Here is an 18,569-nt window from a genome sequence, read left to right on the forward strand (position 1 = left end):
ATGCACAAGCTCTCGCGCCTGTCCCGCTTCAACATCGCTTCGCTCGCGCTGGGGCTGGCGTTCCTTTATCTGCCGATCCTCATTCTCGTCATCTATTCCTTCAACGCCTCGCGGCTGGTGACGGTGTGGGGCGGCTGGTCGCTGCGCTGGTATCGCGAGTTCTTTGGCGATCGCGCCATGATCGAGGCGTCCTGGATGAGCCTGCGGGTCGCGGTGTCGTCGGCGAGCATCGCCACGCTGCTCGGCACGCTCGCGGCGGTGGCGCTGTCGCGCGGCGAGCGTTTCCGCGGTCGGACGCTGTTCTCCGGCATGCTCTATGCGCCGCTGGTGATGCCGGAGGTGATTACCGGATTGTCGCTGCTGCTGCTGTTCGTCGCGCTCAACGCCGAACGCGGCTTCTGGACGGTGACGATCGCCCACACCACGCTGACGATGTGCTTCGTCGCCGTCGTCGTGCAGTCGCGGCTCGGCTCGCTCGATCGTTCCCTGGAGGAAGCGGCGATGGATCTCGGCTGCGATCCGGTCCGCGCCTTCCTGTCGGTGACGCTGCCGCTGATCGCGCCCGCGATCGTCGCGGGCTGGATGCTGGCCTTCACGCTGTCGCTCGACGATCTCGTGATCGCGAGTTTTACGACCGGCCCCGGCTCGGCCACCTTGCCGATCCGGATCTATTCCGAGGTGCGGCTCGGCGTGAAACCCGAGATTAATGCGATCTGCACGCTGGTGATCGGCCTGATCGCCGTTGTCATCGTCATCGCCTCGCTCGCCTCGAAACTGTCGAGCTCGCAGGGCGAGAGCGCAGCGCCGCTGTGACTTAAGACTTCACCGCACCCGCCGTCAGCCCGCCCACCATGTAGCGGCGGAAGGCGTAATAGACCGCAGCCGGCGGCAGCGCGTAGATGAAGCCGGTGGTCATCAGCAGCTCCCACGGCGAATCGTCGGCGGCGAGGAAGTTGCCGAGCGCGACGGGGAGCGTGATCTCGCGGTCGTTGGAGAGCAGCAGGAACGCATAGAGATATTCGTTCCAGGCAAGCAGCACCGCATAGGTTCCGATCGCGACCAGCGACGGCATCATCAGCGGCAGATAGACCAGGCGGAAGATCTGCGGGATCGTCGCGCCATCCATCACGGCGGCCTCGTCGAGCTCGACCGGCAATTTGTCGGAAGCCTGTTTCAGCACCCAGATCGCGTAAGGCGAGGCAATCGTCACCATCGCCAGGATCAGCGCCCAGTGATTGTTGAGCAGGCCGTAATTGCCCATGGTGCGGTACATGGGCACGGCGAGGAACGCCGCGGGAATGAAATAGGTGAACAGCGCGAGATTCAGCACCACGCGCCCACCCGGCACTTTCAGCCGCGAGATCGAGAAGGCCGCGGCCGTGGCGACGACCAGCGTCAGCACGCCGACGGCGGCTGCGATCACCAGCGAATTCCAAAACTGCACGTAGAAGTCGCGCAGGAAATAGTGCTGCTGCTTGAACACGATTTCGAAGTTGTGCAGCGTCGGATGATCCGGCCACAGTTTCCCGGAGAACGCGTCCTCCTTCGGGGAGATCGCGAACAGGAACATGTGGTAGATCGGAATCATCGTCCACAGGAAGACGGGAATGCCGATCAGGAGCAGCCGCGCTTCCGTTGCGATGTCGCGCCAGGAAAACTCGCTTACGCCGGGAAGCTTCATCGCGACAACCGTTTCATCATGAAATACACGAGCGGCAGGACGAACGGCATCGCGCAGACGATGGAGGCCATCGCAAGCGAGAGCTGGTCGAGCCGGAGATAGCGGATGCCCAGCGTCGACAGCACATGCGTCAGGTCCGCCGGGCCGCCGCCGGTGAGCAGATAGACGCTGTTGAAGTCGCCGAGCGTCCAGATCATCGAGAGCAGCGTGCAGGTGATGTAGAGCGTCTGCATCGACGGCCAGGTGATGAAGCGGAATTTCTGCCACCAGCTCGCGCCGTCGACCTCGGCAGCCTCGAATAGATCGTGCGGGATCGCGAGGCGTCCGGTGATCAGGATCAACGTCCAGAACGGCAGCGACTTCCAGATGTGGACGCCGATCGCCATGGTCAGAGCCACGGTCGGGTCGTTCAGCCAGTTCGGGCCGTCATCTCCGGTGAAGGAGAAGATGAGGTGGTTGATCAAGCCCCATTCGGGATTGAGCATGAAGCGTACCGACAGGATGGTCGGGATCGACGGCACCGCCCAGGGCAGGATGAAGATCACCGAGAGCCATTTGATCCAGGTGCGCTGCTGCGCGAAGAAGCCGGACAGGAACAGCGCGATCAGCATCTTGATGTTGATGCCGATGACCAGGAAGATCAGCGTGTTGACCGCGGCGCGCGCAAAGATCGGGTCGTTGTAGAGCGCGACATAGTTCGACGGCGCGCGTGCCAGCCAGAGCCCGTAGCAGACGGGATAGACGACGAAGGCGAGGAAGACGAGCAGATAGGGCGCGAGCAGCACAATGCCCCACACCTGCGGCGGGGTCAGCCGCGACGACAGGGGCGGAGAGGGGATCGCGTGATCGCCGGAGAGCGTGATCGCCATGCTTTCGGACTCTTCATCTCTAATCTAACCTCTCCCCGTAAGAACGGGGAGAGGGAGGGCAACACTTAACCCGCGACCTGCTTGATGCGGGCGATCAACTCGTCGACGGCTTTGTCGACCGGGACCTTCTCGCTGACGACCCGGTTCATCGCCTTGGCCCAGACGTTCTCGTTGTTGAGAATCGTGAACTTCCAGTTCTTGGTGAAGTCGAACGGCGCGGTACCGCCGGTGAACTGGGCGTGGACCGCCTTGCGGTGCTTGTCGGCCTGCCAGAACGGGCTCGCCTGGCTTTCCTTGGTCACCGGGAACCAGCGGCCGAGCGCGCCCTCGATGTAGGGGCGGACGTTCTCTTCCTGGAGCAGGAAGCTGATGAACTGCTTGGCCTCGGCCTTGTTCTTGGCCGCGGTGAAGATCAGCCCGGTCTTGACGTCGGAGCGGTAGCGAATGGTCGACCCATCGGGCGCTTTCGGGAAGGACGCCGTGATGATGTCCTGCTCATAGGCCTTCTTGCCGGCGTCGCGCTGCTCTTGCGTCAGCGCCTGATTCTGCGAGTCCTCGTACCACTTCGCCGCGATCGAGATCGTGAAGTTGTGGGTCATCACGATCGTCTTGTTGTGGAAGGCGACGTTGTTGTCGGGGTCCTTCCAGGTCGTGGACGAGGGCGGCGTGCAGCCCTTGATATAGGTGTCGGTGTAGTCCTTCAGCGCCTTGATCAGGCCGTCGCGCACCTTGGGATCGTCGACCAGCAGCTTGCCGTCGTCGTCGACGAGCTTGACGTGGTAGGCGTCCATGAAGGTGTAGAACGACTGGAAGGCGTCGGTGGATTCCACGCCCATCGGCTGGCCGACGGCGTAGATGCGCTGGCCGGTCGCTTTACGGATCCCCGGCTGCACCTTGTCGCACCAGAAGGTCCAATAACCTTCCCAGTCGGTCGGGATGTCGCTCTGCTTGAAGCCGGCCTTCTCCAGCATGTCGTTCCAGATCTGGACGTGCATGCTCTGCTGCTTCAGCGGGAAGCCGTAATAGGCCTTCTTCTTGGTGACGTCGTTATAGAGGATCGACGCGTCCAGCGTGTTCTGCACGAACCGATCCTTGATCGGCTCCATGACATCGGTGAGGTCCTCGAGCTTGCCCTCATAGGCCCATTTGCCCTGCGCCTGCACGTCGTAGGTGTCGGAATAGGCGACGTCGGGCACGGTGCCGGCGTCGAGGGCGGCGACCGTCTTCGGAATCATGTCCTGGATCGCGTATTGCGACAATTCGACCTTGATGCCGGTCTTGGCTTCGAACTTCTTGATCGTGTCGAGCAGCGCGTCGTCTTCGGAGCGATAGAAGCCCTTGCCCCACCAGACCGTAATCGTTTTTTGCTGTGCAAAGGCGGGTGCAGCGGCTGCAAACAGCCCGACCGCGGCGACCGCCAGTGTGACTGCGCCAATAACCTTGGATTTCACGTTTTTCTCCCTGAAGCCGCCGGTGTTTTAACCGGTCGGATAAAACTCTAGCGCATGGCCGCTATCCGATCTAGCGGCATGTTGTCAGACCTAGGTCGTGGGGTATTGGGCTGTGGAGGATGCTTAACGCGTGTATCGATGCGATCGCCGCATCAATTTGCCCCGATCAATTCGCGAGATCGGCGGACGCCATCCTCAGTTGGACTTCGCGCCCTCTTTGGCGTTCTCCGCCGTCGGTGCTGGCGGCGGCGCCGGGCGCTTGATGCCGGTGATCTGCTCGATGACCGAGCGCACCGCGTCGCCGGTTTTGCGATCCTTCGGCTCGAGCAGCGGCGCGGCGAAGGGCGAGCGGCGGATCAGCACTTCCGAATCGGGAAAGATCAGGGGATCGTCCCAGGGACCCTGCACCACAAAGGGCAGCTGGAAGCCGGACGTCGTGTTGAGGCTCGCCACGCCCTTCATGTCGTATTCGCGCGTCGGCACCGAGGCGGTACCGGTCAGCGTGATCTTTGCCGTGGGTCCTTCGATGCGGATGTCCTCGGCGGTCGCGACCCCGTCGGCGAACTTCACCGCGATGGTGAGATTGTCATAAGGCGTCGAGCCGTTGCGGAAATTGCCGCCGCCAGACAGCGGCCGCCGCTCCAGCCGCTTCAGAAGCTGCTCGGCGTTGATGCCCGCGATCGCGCCGTCATGCCCGGTGACAGTGGCTGAGCCGTCAAGCGACTGCACGAGGCCGAACGGGCTCGAGCCGGAAGCGAGCAGTGAGACGTTGATGTTGCCGCGGCCGGACAGCTTGTTGATGCCGAACAGCTCCGAGGCGCAGGCCTGGAGGTCGACGTCGATGAACTGGAATTGCGCCTTGACGTCGGCGACCGTGTCGGAACGTGCGATGCCGAACGAGCCCTTGGCGATGCCGCCATAGACCTGCGCCTCGCCGACCGAGAGCGCCAGCGTGCCGTTGCGCAAATTGGCGCCGATCGCGGTGCGGCCGAGCTTCGTCGGGCCGACCGTCAGCTTGGCTGCCGACAGGCGCATGTCGAGATCGGTGGTCGACAGCCCGTTGAGATCGAACAGCTGCCTGTTCCAGTCGCGCGCGCCGCTCGCGAGCAGGCGGAAGGTGGAGATATAGGGCGTGAAGTCGAGCGCGTCGGCGGCGAGCGTGGCCTGCAGCGTCTGCCGGCCGTTGTTGGCGTAGGTCATCACGCCCTCGGCGGTGTTGCCGTCGAGCTCGACATTGACGTTGGTAAGCGCAATCGAGGCGCCGACGACATTGGCGCGCGCCTTCAGCGCGAAGCGGCCGAAGCCGCCGCTGCCGGGTTGCGGCTGGCCGGTCCAGCGCAGCGCGTTGCGCAAGGACGGGCTGTCGATGGTGAGGGTACCTTCCATCATCGGGCTGGTGCGGTTGGCGACGCTGCCGTCGAAGGCGAGCTTGAGCGGGGCGCTGGCGATCCGCGCCTTCAGGCCCGAGCGGTCGCCGGAGAGCGCGGCGACGAAATCGGCAAAGCTGATCGAGCCGTCGACGCGCTCGCCGCGCCAGTCGAACTGCCCGGTCGCTGCAAAGGAGCGCGAGATCGAGGGCCAGGCCAGCGACAGGTCGATGTCGTCGAACTGCTCGGTGGCGTGAGTGGCGGCGTCCTCGTAATTGAGCACGCCGTCCTGGATCCGGATCTCGGAGAACGAGACCTGGTTGTCGGCGCCGGGCTTCATCGTGCGCGCAATGGTCTGGATGAAGGGCGTCCAGTTGCTCTCGCCGTCCGCCTTCAGGCTGACATGGATCTGCGGCCGCAGCAGCGTCAAATCGGCGATCTCGAATCGTTGCAGCAGCAGTGGCAGCAGCCGGAGATTGGCCGTGAGCACGTCGACATGGAGCGCGGGGTCGCTGGTGCCGCCGCCCTTCAGGCCGACGTCATGGAAGGAGATGTAGCTCGCCGGCAGCACCGAAATGTCGATGTTGCCGGCGACGTTGAGCTCGAGCCCGGTGACGTCGCGGATCTGCGCTTCGACCGCCTTGCGCAACGCGTCGCGGTTGATGAGCCAGGAGGTCGCGATCAGGGCGATCAGCGCCACGCCGAGCAGCGCCGCGATCGGCGTCCCGAGGCGCTTCATTCCTTGGGCCATGGTCAATGGCATGTCCTGATCGGGTTGGTCGTTGGAGCCAGAAGGCCGGGCCGGGAAACCTGCGTGCCCACGCCCAAATCCTGTTATGTTAAGTCCCGCAACTTGATGGGTTTTCTTGTCGCTTTCAAGGCCGCGGACGGGTCTGCCCACGGCGTGGGCAGCTTCTATCACCGGGGGCCGGAGCGGAGAACCCCGTATCATTGACGGCCTCGGACGATTTCGCCTAATAATCGCCGCCAATAAGGCGCTGCGCCTGCAAGCCGAAGGTTCGAGGGTTTTTGCATGAACAAGGTCTATCCCGACGCCAAGTCGGCTCTTGAGGGCGTTCTCAAGGACAACATGATGATCATGTCCGGCGGCTTCGGCCTCTGCGGCATCGCCGAGGCGCTTTCGGATGCGATCCGCGACGCCGGCGTCAAGGGTCTGACCGTGGTCTCCAACAATGCCGGCGTTGACGGCATCGGGCTCTCCCGCCTGCTCGAAACCCGCCAGATCAAGAAGATGATCTCGTCCTATGTCGGTGAGAACAAGCTGTTCGCCCAGCAATTCCTCGCCGGCGAGCTGGAGCTCGAATTCAATCCGCAGGGTACGCTGGCCGAGCGCATCCGCGCCGGCGGCGCCGGTATCCCGGCCTTCTATACCAAGACCGGCGTCGGCACGCTGATCGCCGAGGGCAAGGAAGTGAAGGAGTTCGACGGCGAGAAGTACCTGATGGAGCGCGGCCTGTTCGCCGACCTCGCCATCGTGCATGCCTGGAAGGGCGACACCGCCGGCAACCTGATCTACCGCAAGACCGCGCGCAACTTTAACCCGATGATGGCAACTGCCGCCAAGGTCACGGTGGCCGAGGTCGAGCATCTGGTTCCGGCCGGCGAACTCAATCCCGACCACATCCACACGCCCGGCATCTTCGTGAAGCGCATTGTCGAGGTCGGCACGGCCAACAAGCGCATCGAATTCCGCAACACCCGCCCGCGCACTGCCGCCTAAGATCAGGAGAGTTACATGGCCTGGACCCGTGAACAGATGGCCGCGCGCGCCGCGAAGGAATTGCGTGACGGCTATTACGTCAATCTCGGCATCGGCATCCCGACGCTGGTCTCGAACTACATCCCCGACGGCGTCGATGTCAGCCTCCAGAGCGAGAACGGCATGCTCGGCATGGGCCCGTTTCCCTATGAGGACGAAGTGGATGCCGACCTCATCAACGCCGGCAAGCAGACCGTGAGCGAACTGCCGTCGACCTCGTATTTCTCGAGCGCGGATTCCTTCGGCATGATCCGCGGCGGCCACATGGACCTGTCGATCCTCGGCGCCATGCAGGTGGCCCAGAACGGCGATCTCGCCAACTGGATGATCCCGGGCAAGATGGTCAAGGGCATGGGCGGCGCGATGGACCTCGTCGCCGGCGTCAAGCGCGTCGTCGTGGTGATGGAGCATTCCGCCAAGGACGGCGCCAAGCTGCTGAAGAAGTGTAACCTGCCGCTCACCGGCGAGCGCGTGGTCGACATGGTGGTGACGGACCTCGCCGTCTTCACCATCGACAAGCATGGCGACGGCGGCATGGCGCTGATCGAGCTTGCCGACGGCGTCACGCTCGACGAGGTCAAGGAAAAGACCGAAGCCGAATTCCGCGTCGCGCTGAAGAATACGTAGGGTCTTCGCAACGGGGGCGCGCATGACGACCATACGGTCTGCGCGTCCTGAAGACGCCGATTTCATCGCCAAAACCATCCTGCGATCGATGCGCGGCTACAGGCCGCGCGGCTGGTTCGACGTCGCGCTCGGCTGGCCCGAAGCGGAGTGCCTCGATTTCATCGCGCGCGTCGCGGTCGCACCCACGGTGTCGATGTGGCACGTCTCGCAGTTCCGGATCGCGGAAGTCGATGGTGAGCCCGGCGCCGCGCTCTGCGCCGTGCCCGCGGCTGGCACCGGTCCTGCGGCTTGGCATGCCATCGAGGAAGTCGGAGCCGCGACCGGGCTCACGACTTCAGAGCTGGATGCTATCCGCCAGCGCGGCGCCTACGCACGCGCCTGCTGGGTTCAGGGCGGCGAGGGCGACTGGATGATCGAGCATGTCGCAACCGATCCAGCCTATGGCGGCCGCGGTCTCGTGCAGGCACTGATCGCGCACGCGCTGGATCAGGGGCGGACAGCCGGCTTTACCCGTGCGACGATATCGTTCCTAATCGGCAACACGCCAGCCGAGCGTGCGTATACCAAGGCCGGCTTTGCGTTCGCGGAAGAGAAGCGCGATCCCGCGTTCGAAGCGCTGATCGGCGCACCGGGGTTTCGCATGTTTGCGCGCGCGATCTGACCTTGTCGCGAAGAGATCACGCGGGCAACGCGATCATCGACCAAATCCGGCACCGGATCGTTGAGCGAGCGCAAGGTCATCTTCCCAAAAACGGGTAATCCGATGCCATCCGGGATTTGCCGCGCCACTGCGCGCGGCATCGATTGACGAATGGACGACAGATGAGCACCGATCTCGCGGCGAGCTACGGCGAGGAGCGCTTGCCGCGCTACACGAGCTATCCGACCGCCCCGCATTTCTCGCCGGCAATCGGCGCGCACATCTACGCACGCTGGCTGTCCGAGCTCCCCTCGAACGCCAGTGCCTCTCTTTACCTGCACGTGCCGTTCTGCCGCGAGATGTGCTGGTACTGTGGCTGTCACACCCAGATCGTTCGTCGCGACCAGCTCGTCGCGGCCTACCAGCGGACGCTGCTGCGCGAGATCGCGCTCGTCACTGGGGCGATTGGACGCCGCATCAGGGTCGAGCATATCCATTTTGGCGGCGGCACGCCGACCATCATGGCGCCGGAGGCCTTTGCCGAGATAATGGCGGCGATGCGCCAGGCGTTCTTCGTGCTGCCCTCGGCCGAGATCGCCGTCGAGATCGATCCGCGCACGCTGACATCAGGGATGGTCGAAGCCATGCGGCTCTCCGGCGTCAATCGCGTCAGCCTCGGCGTGCAGAGTTTTGATCCCGTCGTGCAGCGCGCGATCAACCGCGTGCAGAGTTTTGAGCAGACGGCCGTCGTCGTTGACATGCTGCGGCGGGCCGGCGTCAACGGCATCAATTTCGACCTGATCTATGGGCTGCCGTATCAGACGGTCGCCTCGTGCCTGGACACCGTGCGGCGCAGCCTTGCGCTCGCACCCGACCGCTTCTCGGTGTTCGGCTATGCGCATGTGCCCGGCTTCAAGAGGCATCAGCGCATGATCGACGAGGCCGTCCTGCCCGATGGCCTTGCGCGTCACGACCAGGCTTGTGCGATCGCCGGCACGCTGAAAGACGCCGGCTACGTGCAGATCGGGCTCGATCATTTCGCGCGCCCAGACGATGCCATGGCCGTGGCCTTCGAAGAGCGGACGCTGCGCCGCAACTTTCAGGGCTACACGACGGACAGAGGGGAGGTCCTGCTCGGCTTCGGCGCCAGCGCGATCGGGCGTCTGCCGCAAGGCTACGTCCAGAACGAGGTGCAGATCGGCGCCTATGGGCAGAGCATCGCTGGCGGCCGCCTCGCCACCGCGAAGGGCTATGGGCTGACCGACGATGATCGGCTGCGCGCCGACATCATCGAACGGATCATGTGCGAGTTCGGCGCCGATCTCGGCGAGATCTGCGCGCGTCATGGCGCAGGGCTCGATGCGATGCTGACATCGGCGTCGCGGCTCAAGCCGCTGATCTCGGACGGTGTCGTGAAGCTCGATGGCGACCGGCTAGCGGTCGCGCACGATTCGCGCTTCCTGGTCCGCAGCGTCGCTGCGGCATTCGACGCGCATCTCGACCCGGCGAAGCAGTTGCACAGCAGGGCGGTGTAACCCGGCCTAGGCCGCGCTCGCCGGCCGCACGCTGCCCGGCTTTGCCAGCGGCCGCACGCCCCTACGCCATGCGGTGATGGTGCAGCCGAAGCGGCCGCGGAACCAGCGCGCCATGGCGCTTTGTGCCGAGAAGCCGAGTTGCGCGGCAATATCCGCCAGCGGCCGCTCGGGATCCTCGATCAGCTGGATCACGAGATCGGCGCGCTGCGCGTCGAGAATTTTCGAGAAGCTGGTGCCGGCCTCGGCAAGGTGGCGGTGGATGGTGCGGCGGGTGCAGGCGAGGTGCTCGGCGACGCGCTCGACCGTGCAGTCGCCGCTGGCGAGCAGGAGGCGCACGACTTCGTCGACTTTTTCCTCCCAGCTTGCCGGCCGGTTCTCGATCGCCTCGATCCGCTTGCGCAGATAGCTCGCGATCAGCGGATGCGCGCTCGGAATACGGCGCTCCATGTCGTGCGCCGACAGCAGGATCGCATCGTCCTCCGCGTTGAAGATCACGCGGCAGCCGAAGAAGTCGCGGTAGCGCTTGCGATCGTGCGGCGGCGGATAGTGCAGGTGCACCTCCTGCGGCCGCCAATCGCTGCCGAACAGCGACTGAATGATGCGGTGGATGCTGCCCAAGGCCATGTCGATCGACTGGCGCGGCGCGGTCGGCTGCCGGCCGCGCAGATGTAACCTGATGGTCACCGTCTGCTTGTCGCGCGCGACGTCGAGCCGCATGCCGTCATGATGAATATGGATGAAGCGCGAGAAGGCTTCGATCGCCTCGCCGACGGTCGCCTGCTCGCGCACGATCAGGCCGACCGCGCCGAAATTGGTCAGGCCGCCGTGCTCGGCCAGCCGCAAGCCGAAATCTTCGGCACCGGAGGCTTCTGCCGACAATTCGAGCAGGCGGCGCAAGGCTGTGACGGCGATGGGGGTGTCAGGCTTGTCGAGGACTGCCAGCGGCAGCCTGACCTTGCGCATCATCTGCCTGGGGTCGAGCCCGACCGACCGGGCGACTTCCGGGTAATAACTCAAGCCTGCGCTGCGAATGAGGTCGGTCATGCCAACCGTTCCTGCCAGCCATTCCCGCAGATGTCCCGAAATGTAAAGTTTCTGTCCCGATCCGTCAAATCCGGGAACACGGCGGAACATACATAACGGAAACCGAAGCACTGGCGCGAATGCCACGCTCATGACGGTGGGGTGCGATCGAGCCCCCGGCCGTCTCGGATCATTTGACCAAGACATTGCTGGATCGGGATTATGCCGGGGAACATGCTTTCCAAGGGTGAGGTATTCGTCATTGAAACCGACGCTGCCTCCCGCGAACAACTCTCAACGGCGCTTCAACAGAGCGCCTATGACGTGATCTGCTTTGCCGACGGCGCCTCGCTGTTGTCCGAAGCTAGGGCACGGATGCCGGCCTGCGTGCTGCTGGAGATGCCGCCCGATCGCTCCGCCCTCGACGTGCTCAAGCGGCTGCGCGAGGAGAATTGCATGGCGCCGGTGCTGGTGACCTCGGCCAATGGCAGCATCGCGATGGCGGTCGACGCCATCAGGAGCGGCGCGGCCGATTTCATCGAAAAGCCGTTCCGCACCCGTGACATCGTCAACCGCATCGACGCCGCGATCGACGAGTTCGCGCAGCCCGATGCGAGCCGGCAGCGCTGGCTGCCCGGCTGCGAGCCGCTGACCGTGCGCGAAGGCGACGTGCTCGAACATCTCGCCGCCGGCCTGACCAACAAGGAGATCGCTCGGCGCATGCATCTGAGCGCACGCACGGTCGAGGGCTATCGCGCCAGCATTTTGAAGAAGGCCGGCGCCAAGAACGTGACCGATCTGCTCCGCCGCATCTTCGGCCAGGGTTCGCCCGGCCAGATCTGATCTGCTGCGGGCCAATGGCGCGTTCCGCGGCCTTGGTGCCGCCGTAGCGGCGCCCCACGGAAACCCCATTCGAACCAGTTCCTTCGCTGCCGCGTCTTACCACGATGGCGTGGCATTTCTCGCGCGTCCGGCTGGCGGCGCAGCGATATCGGCAGGAGGGATCTTTATGCGGACGATCGCAAGATATCTGGCGACGACGAGCCTGGTTCTGGTGACCAATGCTGTCGTCTTACCGTCATGGGCTGCCGATGTGGACGCCACATCGGCCATCGATACCGTCACCGTCTATCCCGATGGCGCCACTGTGACGCGCGTCATGGTCCTGGATATCGCCTCGGGCGACAGCACGCTGGTCGCCAGGGATTTTCCGCTCTCGCTCGATCCGTCCTCCCTCCGGGTCGAGGGCGAGGCGGGCGCAAAGCTCACCATCGGCACGATCGACGCGCGCCCGCCGCGCGCGGCGCAGCCCGTCAACCTCCCGGAACTCGACAAGCGCATCGAAGCGCTGAGGGATCAGCGCGCCGATCTGCAAGGCGACATCGATGCGGCCACCGCCCGGCGCAAGTTCGCGCAGCACTTTGCCGAAGCGTCTCCGGCCGGTCTCGGCGAGAAGGGCGAGGCTCGGCCGATCGCTGAATGGCGCGCGGCCTTTACTGCCGTGGCCGAGGAAATCGCGACCGCTGACACCGCGATCCGCGATGCTGCGCGAAAGCAGCGTGAGATCGACCGCCAGATCGCGCAGCTCGAAGCCGAGCGCGCGGCCAAGCCGCCGAGCAAGCTCGAGGTGAGGATCGATGTCGCTTCAGCGGCTGCGACGAAGGCGACGCTGCGCGTGACTTACGCTGTGCGCAATGCGCGCTGGCTGCCGCTTTACGACGCCCGGCTCGACACCGGCGGCAAGGACCGCAAGCCGCAGCTCGAGCTGGTTCGCCGCGCCGAGGTCACGCAATCGACCGGCGAGGACTGGTCGAATGTCACGCTCGGTGTCTCCACCGTTCGTATCGGCCGTGGCGGCAGCGCTCCGGAGCTGATCTCGCTGGTTGCGCAGTATCCGCAGGTGCCGAAGCCGCGGGCCCTCGGTGCGGTCTCGGACGCCATGCCGTCAGCCGCGCCCGCGCCTATGTTGCGAAGGATGGAGCAGGCATCTTCCAATATGAAAGACAAAGACGAAATTGCGCCGGCCCAGCGCGCCGACGAGCAACAGGCGGCCGCCGAGATCGGCGACTTCCAGGCCACCTTCAAGATCCCCGGCCACGTCAGCCTCGGTGCCGCCGAAGGCGCCAAGAGCCTGCGCATCGCTTCAATGTCGGTGCCGGCCGATCTCGCGGTGCGCGCCGCGCCGGTTCAGGACCCCACCGCCTTCCTCGAAGCGAGCTTCAAGCAGGCCGACGACACGACGTTGCTGCCAGGCAAGGTCGCGATCTATCGTGATGGCGTCTTCGTCGGCCGCGGCAAGCTCTCGGCCTCGGCCAAGGACGACATCGTCCGGCTCGGCTTCGGCGCCGACGACAAGGTCAAGATCGAGCGCGCGGTGCTCAAGCGCAATGAGGGCTCGGCCGGCCTACTGGTCACGACCTCGAAGACCGACGAGCGTGCGTTCAAGACCACAATCCGCAACGGTCACGACTTCCCGATCAAGGTCGCGATCGAGGATCAGCTGCCGGTCAGCGAGAGCGAGGAAATCACGGTCGAAATGCTGCCCACGACCACGCCACCCACGGCAAAGGATATCCGCGACAAGCGCGGCGTGCTGGAATGGTCGTTCGACGCCAAGCCCGGCGAAGTCAAGGACATCAACTTCGCCTGGCGCGTCCGCTGGCCGAAGGACAAGAACGTGGTAATCGCGCCAGCGGGCTAGAGTCGGTCGCGACACGACGGAGGTGCTGTCCCGCTTGCGGGAGAGGGAGCGCACCTTCGCCGCCGAACCCTTACTTCGCCTTCAGGAAGTCCGCGACCTCGAGCAGCATGAACTCGTTGTCGTCGGCCTTGTTGGGATCGCGGCTCGAGGAGAACGGCAGATTGTTGTCGTTGCCGACGATGATGTGGGCGTCGTCGACACGATCGACGTTCTCGATGGTGAAGAACGGGAAGGTGTAGACGCCGTCATTGAGCGGCTTGCGGGCATTCTTGTCGGGGTCCTGGATCTTCATGAGGTCGATATAGCCGATCTTGCGCACGGGCTTGCCGACATTGGCGTCGGACAGCTCGATCTTGTAGATGCGCTTGAACTTGGCAACGTCCGGGAAGCAGTTCTCGCCGCGGGTGCCAGCCGGGCAGGCCTTGTCGGGCGTGCCTTCGCCATTGTCGCGCTCGATCACGAGGCCGGCTACCGGGTCCATCATGTTGAAGTCGCCGATGGCGTTGCCGTTCTGCTCGAACACATACTGCCAGTAGCGACCCGTGAACTTTTCGGTAGCGACGTCGAATTCGAGGATGCGCGAGGCTTCCTTGCCGTCGACCCGCTCCCAGTCCTTCTTGTCGGCGTCCCACAGCGGGCCTTCGAGCAGGCCGTAGAGGAACTTGCCGTCCTTCGACGAAGCAAAGCCTTCAAAACCCTTGGAGCGGCGGAGATTGACGTTGGTGTAGGTCGCGCCCGGCGCGCCCGGGGTCGAGACCGCCCAATGGTCGGGCGAGCGCACCGGCTTGCCGTCGGCGATGGTCTCGAACAGGGCGAGGATCTTGCCGGTCTTGTCGGCCTTCAGGATGTAGGGGCCGAACTCGTCGCCGATCCAGAAGGTGTCGCCGATGATCTGGAAACCCTCGGTGTCGAAATCGGCGCCGGTGAGGTAGCGCTTCTCGGTGTCCTCATGCACGATGCGGAACGGCACGCGTCTGTCGGGATCGTGCAGGAAGATGGTCTCCTGGCGCTCGATCTTGCCGCTCGCCCAATCCATCCTGTAGCGGTTGAGATACAGCATCGAGTCCATCGAGTTGGCGCGCGCGCCCATGCCGTTGTCGGTGATGACCCAGTAGCTGCCGTCGGGCATATGCTTGATGCCGGAATGGCCCTGGAGCGGCTGGCCCTTGAACGGCAGCGAGATGCCGGTCGGACGCTCAAACGACTTGCCCATCACGGTGCCGAGCGCGTCGACGCGTTTTCCCGTGGTGTACTTGCCGGACGTCTTGAGATCCGCGGGCGCGTCCGCCGGCGCATCGATGAAGGTCGCGGCCGGCATCACCACGTGGCCGGCGAGCTTGGCCGGGAATTCGCCCTCGCTCTCGGCGAGCGCGCTGCTCGCGGCGAGAATGATCGTTGCGACGGTGCTGAGAAAAGTCGCGCGCATGTGCGTCTCCTGTTAGCGGACGCACGCCTTATGGGGATTGCATATTGCAATTTTGTGAAGTCGGGCGAAACGCCGCAGGCGCCGGTTACTCCTTCACCGCGCCCGTCAGCGACGAGACGTAATAGTCCACGAACAGCGAGTAGAAGATCGCAACCGGCAATGAGCCGAGCAGCGAGCCCGCCATCAGCGCGCCCCATTGATAGACGTCGCCGGTGACGAGCTCGGTCAGGATCGCGACCGGCACGGTCTTGTTGGCGCCGCTCTGGATGAAGGCGAGCGCATAGATAAACTCGTTCCAGGACAGCGTGAAGGAGAAGATGCCGGCCGAGATCAGCCCGGGCACCGCGAGCGGTAGTGTGATCCGCCGCAGGATCTGCAGCCGCGTCGCGCCGTCGACCAGTGCGCATTCCTCGAGCTCGTAGGGGATCGACTTGAAATAGCCGATCAGGAGCCAGGTGCAGAACGGCACCAGGAAGGTTGGATAGACCAGAATCAGCGCCAGCGGTGAATCGAACAGGCCGAACTGCACCACGACGGTTGCGAGCGGAATGAACAGGATCGACGGCGGCACCAGGTAGGCGAGATAGATGCCGAGGCCGACATAAGCACTGCCGCGGAAGCGCAGGCGCTCGATGGCGTAGGCGGCGAGCGTGCTCGCGATCAGCGACAGCGTGGTCGAGCCGATCGCGACCAGCATCGTCGTCCACAGCCAGCGCGGATAGGCGGTGTCGAACAAGAGATGCTTGATGTGGGCGAGTGTCGGAGAGGAGATCCAGAACGGGTTGTGCTCCTTGTAGTTCATCAGCTCGGCGTTCGGCTTGAACGACGTGATCGCCATCCAGTAGAACGGAAACAGCAGGATCAGCACGAAGCAGCCGAGCGGCAGATAGATCATCATCAGCCGCCGCAGCCCGGAATCCCAGGCCATGGTGTCGGGTGCCGCCCTCGCGTCGGCGGTCGGTTGCGCGACGGTGTCAGTCATTGGCCTCTCCCTGCTGCCATTTGCGGCGCGCCAGGCCGAAATAGGAGAACAGCGTCGCGAACACCAGGAACGGGATCATCGACACCGCGATCGCCGCACCTTCGCCGAGCTCGCCGCCGGCGATGCCGCGCTGGAAGGCGAGCGTCGCCAGCAGATGGGTCGAGTTGACGGGCCCGCCGCGGGTAATGGCGTAGACGAGCTGGAAGTCGGTAAAGGTGAAGATGATCGAGAAGGTCATGACGATGGCGAGGATCGGCATCATCATCGGGAAGGTGATGTAGCGGAAGCGCTGCCAGGCGCTGGCGCCGTCGAGCATCGCGGCCTCGTAGAGCGAGGGCGAGATGGTCTGCAAGCCCGCGAGAAGCGAAATCGCGACAAAGGGAATGCCGCGCCAGATGTTGGCGGCGATCAGCGAGAAGCGCGCCGGCCACGGTGAGCCGAGGAAGTCGATGTTGCTCGTGCGCCAATGCAGCACGTCGACCAGCAGATAGGAGATGATCGAGAATTGCGGATCATAGATCCACCAGAACGCCAGCGCCGAGAGCACCGTCGGCACGATCCAGGGCAACAGGATGATCGCGCGCAACAGGCTCTTGAACGGAAAATGGTTGTTGAGCAGCAACGCGAGCCAGAAGCCGAGCGCGAACTTTCCGAAGGTCGCGATGGCCGTGTAGACCACGCTGTAGAATACCGCGTTCCACCACAGGGGATCGGTGAGCAGATACTGGAAGTTCTCCAGGCCGACGAAGACGCCCTTCCGCCCGATCGTGGTGTCGGTGAAGGCCAGCCAGATGCCCAGGCCGAGCGGATAGGTCAGGAACACCGCGAGCAGCCCGATCGCGGGCGCGAGGCACATCACGATCAGGAACGGCTTGGTGTCGAACAGCCGCACCAGCCAGGATGGCTGCCGTTGCGTCAGGGCGGGAGAGGGGAGCGTGGTCACGGACATTGGGTTGTTGGCCTGTCTTTGGAGGTCACCACACCGTCATCACGAGCGAAGCGACTCGTCCGCCGAAGCTCTAGCGAAGGCACAAGCCGCTGCTCGCAATGATGGTACTTCCCGCAACTACCTCCTGAAGTATCGCTTCGCCCGCCGCTCCGCCTCCGCCGCGGCGGCTTCCGGCGTCGCCGCATCGGTGGCGACAGATGCGAACATCTGGACGAGCACGTAGTCAGCACCTACGGCGCCGGTCGCAGTCGAGATCGGCCCCTTGTAGCCAGTCCAGTATTCGTTCCGCATGGTGTCCTTGAAGATCTTCACTTTCGGATCACCCGACCACACGGCTGCGTCGTCGTAAGCCGCGAGCGGCTGCGCCCAGTAGCCACTGTTGGCGTTGAGCCAAGGTTCGTACTGCTCCTTCTCGAGCATGAACTGGAGGAACGCCTTTGCCGCGTTGGGATAAGGGCTGTGCTTGAATACCATTGCATTCAGCGTGAGGCCGGACATCGGGGGACTCGGCGCGAGCCCCTTCGGCAGGAACTGATGCTCGCTGTCGTCGGCAATCGGCTTGGTCGCGGGATCGTTCTTCAATGAGAAATAGAGCGAGACGCCGTTCGCGGTCAGCGCGATTTCCTGGGAGGAATAGGCGCGATTGTTCGATACGTCGTTCCAGGACGGCGTGCCGGCGATGAAGGTCGGGTACAGCTCCTTCAGATATTTCAGTGCTGCGATCGTTTCCTTGCTGTTGATGGTAAGATTGCCGTCTACGTCGAGCAGCGCGGCGCCGTGCGACCACAGCAGCCATTCCGCAAAGCCGTTGCCGTCGCCGACGGCGTTGCCGAGCGCGAAACCGGCCGGTTTGCCGGCTTTCTGCAATTTACGGCAGACGTCGAGGACCCCGGCATGATCCTCGGGCACGCGGTCGAAGCCGATCTGTTGCAGCACCGACTTGCGGTAGATCAGCGGCCCTCCGCTGGCGCCGAACGGCAGGCCGATCCAGTCGTTGCTCTTGGCGCGCTTACCGAACTTCGAGGCCAGGAAGAGCCAGCCGCCGTAGCGCTTGCCGAGGTATTCGGCGACATCGCTGAGCTCGATCAGCTTGTCGACGTAGATATGCGGCGCGTCGCGGAAGCCGATGATGATGTCGGGACCGGCGCCGGAATTGGCTGTCACCGCCGTCTGCTGGTTGATGTCCTCCCAGCCGACGAAATCGACCTTGACCTCGACACCGGTGTCCTTGGTGAATTTTGTCGCATTGGCGCGGAACACGTCTTCGTCGGCCTGGACGAAGCGCACCGGCCGCAGCATGCGCAGCGTCGCGCCCTTCTCGATCGGCAGTTTCGGCGCGGGGACGTCCGCGGCCTTGATCGCGGATTGGGCGTGCGCTGCAACACCGGAGGCAGCGAACGTTGCTGCGGACAGGCCCAGCGCCAAGGCATCACGACGCGTGATGTCGTTCCTCATCAGTTCCTCCCTGTGATGTCTCCCTTCCCGGCGTTGATCGCCGGTGAAGGGCCGTTCCGGTTTTGCCGGTCTTTCGGCGCGTT

The 18,569-nt window shown here is 64.1% G+C and carries 16 protein-coding genes; 7 read left to right on the top strand and 9 right to left on the bottom strand.

What is annotated here, in order from left to right; all coding sequences use genetic code 11:
• Entirely contained in the window at positions 1–813 is an 813-nt protein-coding gene (locus IC761_RS06380) for an ABC transporter permease (RefSeq protein WP_195802430.1), read from the top strand.
• A gap of 1 nt (position 814) precedes the next feature.
• On the opposite strand, the gene IC761_RS06385 is transcribed toward IC761_RS06380, so the two are convergent.
• From IC761_RS06385 to IC761_RS06400, 4 genes are all read right to left on the bottom strand, one after another.
• Positions 815–1,681, bottom strand: a complete 867-nt coding sequence (locus IC761_RS06385) for a carbohydrate ABC transporter permease (RefSeq protein WP_195802431.1) — start codon at positions 1,679–1,681, stop codon at positions 815–817.
• Positions 1,678–2,550, bottom strand: a complete 873-nt coding sequence (locus IC761_RS06390) for a carbohydrate ABC transporter permease (RefSeq protein ID WP_195802432.1) — start codon at positions 2,548–2,550, stop codon at positions 1,678–1,680. Before IC761_RS06390 ends, IC761_RS06385 begins: the two co-directional genes overlap by 4 nt.
• 65 nt (positions 2,551–2,615) lie before the next feature.
• Positions 2,616–4,001, bottom strand: a complete 1,386-nt coding sequence (locus tag IC761_RS06395; RefSeq protein ID WP_195802433.1) for an ABC transporter substrate-binding protein — start codon at positions 3,999–4,001, stop codon at positions 2,616–2,618.
• Positions 4,002–4,196: 195 nt separating this feature from the next.
• On the bottom strand, positions 4,197–6,119 hold the full coding sequence (locus IC761_RS06400; RefSeq protein ID WP_195804564.1) for an AsmA family protein: 1,923 nt from the start codon (positions 6,117–6,119) through the stop codon (positions 4,197–4,199).
• Between the two features lie 282 nt (positions 6,120–6,401).
• Between IC761_RS06400 and IC761_RS06405 the strand changes: the two genes are divergently transcribed.
• The 4 genes from IC761_RS06405 (at position 6,402) to hemN (ending at position 9,950) form a co-directional block, all read left to right on the top strand.
• Entirely contained in the window at positions 6,402–7,109 is a 708-nt protein-coding gene (locus IC761_RS06405) for a CoA transferase subunit A (protein WP_195802434.1), read from the top strand.
• A 15-nt stretch (positions 7,110–7,124) separates the two neighbouring features.
• Positions 7,125–7,775 carry a 3-oxoacid CoA-transferase subunit B gene (locus IC761_RS06410; RefSeq protein WP_195802435.1) on the top strand — a complete coding sequence of 217 codons (651 nt, stop codon included), beginning with the start codon at positions 7,125–7,127 and terminating at the stop codon, positions 7,773–7,775.
• A 22-nt stretch (positions 7,776–7,797) separates the two neighbouring features.
• Complete coding sequence (locus IC761_RS06415) at positions 7,798–8,436, top strand: GNAT family N-acetyltransferase (RefSeq protein WP_195802436.1); 639 nt, start codon at positions 7,798–7,800, stop codon at positions 8,434–8,436.
• A 161-nt stretch (positions 8,437–8,597) separates the two neighbouring features.
• Positions 8,598–9,950, top strand: a complete 1,353-nt coding sequence (gene hemN / locus IC761_RS06420; protein WP_195802437.1) for an oxygen-independent coproporphyrinogen III oxidase — start codon at positions 8,598–8,600, stop codon at positions 9,948–9,950.
• Between the two features lie 6 nt (positions 9,951–9,956).
• Here the strand turns inward: hemN and IC761_RS06425 are convergent, their stop codons facing one another.
• On the bottom strand, positions 9,957–10,994 hold the full coding sequence (locus IC761_RS06425; protein ID WP_195802438.1) for an AraC family transcriptional regulator: 1,038 nt from the start codon (positions 10,992–10,994) through the stop codon (positions 9,957–9,959).
• A 201-nt stretch (positions 10,995–11,195) separates the two neighbouring features.
• Between IC761_RS06425 and IC761_RS06430 the strand changes: the two genes are divergently transcribed.
• Complete coding sequence (locus tag IC761_RS06430; RefSeq protein ID WP_195802439.1) at positions 11,196–11,816, top strand: response regulator transcription factor; 621 nt, start codon at positions 11,196–11,198, stop codon at positions 11,814–11,816.
• Positions 11,817–11,982: 166 nt separating this feature from the next.
• Entirely contained in the window at positions 11,983–13,674 is a 1,692-nt protein-coding gene (locus IC761_RS06435; RefSeq protein WP_195802440.1) for a mucoidy inhibitor MuiA family protein, read from the top strand.
• Positions 13,675–13,744: 70 nt separating this feature from the next.
• On the opposite strand, the gene IC761_RS06440 is transcribed toward IC761_RS06435, so the two are convergent.
• The 4 genes from IC761_RS06440 to IC761_RS06455 form a co-directional block, all read right to left on the bottom strand.
• Entirely contained in the window at positions 13,745–15,100 is a 1,356-nt protein-coding gene (locus tag IC761_RS06440) for an esterase-like activity of phytase family protein (protein WP_195802441.1), read from the bottom strand.
• Positions 15,101–15,185: 85 nt separating this feature from the next.
• The gene (locus tag IC761_RS06445; protein ID WP_195802442.1) at positions 15,186–16,082 is read right to left on the bottom strand and encodes a carbohydrate ABC transporter permease; all 897 of its coding nucleotides are present in this window, start codon (positions 16,080–16,082) and stop codon (positions 15,186–15,188) included.
• Positions 16,075–17,031, bottom strand: coding sequence for a carbohydrate ABC transporter permease (locus tag IC761_RS06450; protein WP_195802443.1), 957 nt, complete (start codon positions 17,029–17,031; stop codon positions 16,075–16,077). The genes IC761_RS06445 and IC761_RS06450 overlap by 8 nt, the downstream gene beginning before the upstream one ends.
• Before the next feature lie 117 nt (positions 17,032–17,148).
• Positions 17,149–18,486 carry an ABC transporter substrate-binding protein gene (locus IC761_RS06455; protein ID WP_195802444.1) on the bottom strand — a complete coding sequence of 446 codons (1,338 nt, stop codon included), beginning with the start codon at positions 18,484–18,486 and terminating at the stop codon, positions 17,149–17,151.
• Positions 18,487–18,569: the final 83 nt, after the last annotated feature.

It is taken from the genome of Bradyrhizobium commune (assembly GCF_015624505.1).
GTDB classification, from domain to species: Bacteria; Pseudomonadota; Alphaproteobacteria; order Rhizobiales; family Xanthobacteraceae; genus Bradyrhizobium; species Bradyrhizobium commune.

What these genes read in the sequence shown, in the direction of transcription:
- IC761_RS06390 (WP_195802432.1), bottom strand. Translation starts at nt 2,550, where the DNA reads ATGGCGATCACGCTCTCCGGCGATCACGCGATCCCCTCTCCGCCCCTG.
- IC761_RS06415 (WP_195802436.1), top strand. Translation starts at nt 7,798, where the DNA reads ATGACGACCATACGGTCTGCGCGTCCTGAAGACGCCGATTTCATCGCC.
- IC761_RS06385 (WP_195802431.1), bottom strand. Translation starts at nt 1,681, where the DNA reads ATGAAGCTTCCCGGCGTAAGCGAGTTTTCCTGGCGCGACATCGCAACG.
- IC761_RS06455 (WP_195802444.1), bottom strand. Translation starts at nt 18,486, where the DNA reads ATGAGGAACGACATCACGCGTCGTGATGCCTTGGCGCTGGGCCTGTCC.
- IC761_RS06440 (WP_195802441.1), bottom strand. Translation starts at nt 15,100, where the DNA reads ATGCGCGCGACTTTTCTCAGCACCGTCGCAACGATCATTCTCGCCGCG.
- IC761_RS06405 (WP_195802434.1), top strand. Translation starts at nt 6,402, where the DNA reads ATGAACAAGGTCTATCCCGACGCCAAGTCGGCTCTTGAGGGCGTTCTC.
- IC761_RS06430 (WP_195802439.1), top strand. Translation starts at nt 11,196, where the DNA reads ATGCCGGGGAACATGCTTTCCAAGGGTGAGGTATTCGTCATTGAAACC.
- IC761_RS06445 (WP_195802442.1), bottom strand. Translation starts at nt 16,082, where the DNA reads ATGACTGACACCGTCGCGCAACCGACCGCCGACGCGAGGGCGGCACCC.
- IC761_RS06425 (WP_195802438.1), bottom strand. Translation starts at nt 10,994, where the DNA reads ATGACCGACCTCATTCGCAGCGCAGGCTTGAGTTATTACCCGGAAGTC.
- IC761_RS06410 (WP_195802435.1), top strand. Translation starts at nt 7,125, where the DNA reads ATGGCCTGGACCCGTGAACAGATGGCCGCGCGCGCCGCGAAGGAATTG.
- IC761_RS06380 (WP_195802430.1), top strand. Translation starts at nt 1, where the DNA reads ATGCACAAGCTCTCGCGCCTGTCCCGCTTCAACATCGCTTCGCTCGCG.
- IC761_RS06400 (WP_195804564.1), bottom strand. Translation starts at nt 6,119, where the DNA reads ATGGCCCAAGGAATGAAGCGCCTCGGGACGCCGATCGCGGCGCTGCTC.
- hemN (WP_195802437.1), top strand. Translation starts at nt 8,598, where the DNA reads ATGAGCACCGATCTCGCGGCGAGCTACGGCGAGGAGCGCTTGCCGCGC.
- IC761_RS06435 (WP_195802440.1), top strand. Translation starts at nt 11,983, where the DNA reads ATGCGGACGATCGCAAGATATCTGGCGACGACGAGCCTGGTTCTGGTG.
- IC761_RS06450 (WP_195802443.1), bottom strand. Translation starts at nt 17,031, where the DNA reads ATGTCCGTGACCACGCTCCCCTCTCCCGCCCTGACGCAACGGCAGCCA.